This window comes from Streptomyces sp. NPDC048417 (assembly GCF_040651615.1).
GTDB lineage: Bacteria > Actinomycetota > Actinomycetes > Streptomycetales > Streptomycetaceae > Streptomyces.
On sequence record NZ_JBEZKI010000089.1, the window covers coordinates 1 to 1,533 of the forward strand.

General features: G+C 64.6%; 2 protein-coding genes. One reads left to right on the top strand and one right to left on the bottom strand.

All coding sequences use genetic code 11. From position 1 onward, the window contains the following. Positions 1-363: ankyrin repeat domain-containing protein (locus tag AB0D59_RS51090; protein WP_362580082.1), on the top strand; the 363-nt coding region annotated here is incomplete at its 5' end. 588 nt (positions 364-951) lie between these two features. On the opposite strand, the gene AB0D59_RS51095 is transcribed toward AB0D59_RS51090, so the two are convergent. Continuing rightward, positions 952-1,533 (bottom strand): AMP-binding protein (locus tag AB0D59_RS51095; protein WP_362580085.1); only part of this gene is annotated, 582 nt, incomplete at its 5' end.

The following is a 1,533-nucleotide window of genomic DNA, read 5'->3' on the forward strand; positions in this document are numbered from 1 at the left end:
GTCGATCCCAACCTGCCCAACACCGTGACCGGCGCTACCGCGCTGACCGCAGCGCTGATGGCCGAGCGTCACGAACATTTCGCCGCCTTGCTCGCCGCCGGCGCCGATCCCGGCCGCGCCGACCGGCTCGGCAATACGCCGTTGCATGTGGCGGCGAAGATCAACGAGTTCGGCCATGCCTTGACGCTGTTGCGCGCCGGCGCCGACCCGAATGCGCGCAATGCGCAGGGGGTGACGTTTCAGCGGTACATGTTCATGAGCCCGGATCGCTTGCTCAATGCGCGTACTCGCGGCGAGCGCGATGCGGTGGCGGCGTGGCTGCGCGAACGCGGTGTGGCGTTGGAGAACGCTCCGGCGAAGTAAATGGGAGGGCGCTCTGGCCGTTGCAGTTGCTGTTGCTGTTGCTGTTGCTCTTCGCTCCCCCCGCCGCCCCGAACTCGCCACAGGCAATGAGAGACCCGAAGGGCGGCGCGCAGGACGCGCGCCGTGCGCTACCCAGGCCATGGATGGCCTGTGTGGCGCATCCCCGCGCAAGCGTCGACCCATAGTGGCTCTTGATTCGAAACAGGGAAAAGCACTTTCTTTGGTTACTTTCTTTGGGACAAAGAAAGTGACCCGGCCGCTTGCGGACGGAAGCTGTTGATCTTTGCTTGTCGTCACTCGTTGCTACGAGAGAAGCAGAAGCCAGATCAAAATGGGTTCCGGCTTTCGCCGGAATGACGGGTTGGGAGTTTCGGGCCTTCGGGCGAGTTCGGCGGAGCTACGTCGCTGTGGCTGGATTCCGGCTTTCGGCGGAATGACGGGCTGGGAGCTTCGGAGGTCCGGGTTAGTTCGGCGGAGCTACGTCGCTTCGGTTGGTCGCGACTTGCGTCGCTCCTACAGCCCGCATTGCGCGCAAACGTTCAAACAGCGCGCACCACCACATGCCCCCAGCCACACCGCGACGCAGCATTACCCCCCACGCAACTCCCGCCGCAAAATCTTGCCCACATTGCTCTTGGGCAGCTCGTTGCGGAACTCGATCACGTGCGGGCGCTTGTACCCAGTCAGATTGGCCTTCGCATACGCCTTGATCTGCTCCACCGTCAGCGCCGGATCCGAGCGCACCACCACCAGCTTGACCGTCTCGCCCGACTTCTCGCTAGGCACGCCCACCGCCGCCACCTCGCGGATGCCCGGCATCGCCGCCATCACGTCCTCGACTTCGTTGGGATACACGTTGAAGCCCGACACCAGGATCATGTCCTTCTTGCGGTCGACCAGGAAAATGAAGCCCTTCTCGTCGATGCGGGCGATGTCGCCGGTGTGCAGCCAGCCGTCGCGGTCGATGGTGCGCGCGGTTTCCTCGGGCTGGCGCCAATAGCCCTTCATCACCTGCGGACCCTGCAGGCACAGCTCGCCGGGTTCGCCCACCGGCAGACGCTCGCCCTGCTCGTTCATCACGCAGGCCAGGGTCGAAGGAATCGGCACGCCGATCGCGCCGTTGAACTGCATGCCCTCGACGATCGGGTTGACCACCGCCACCGGCGAGCT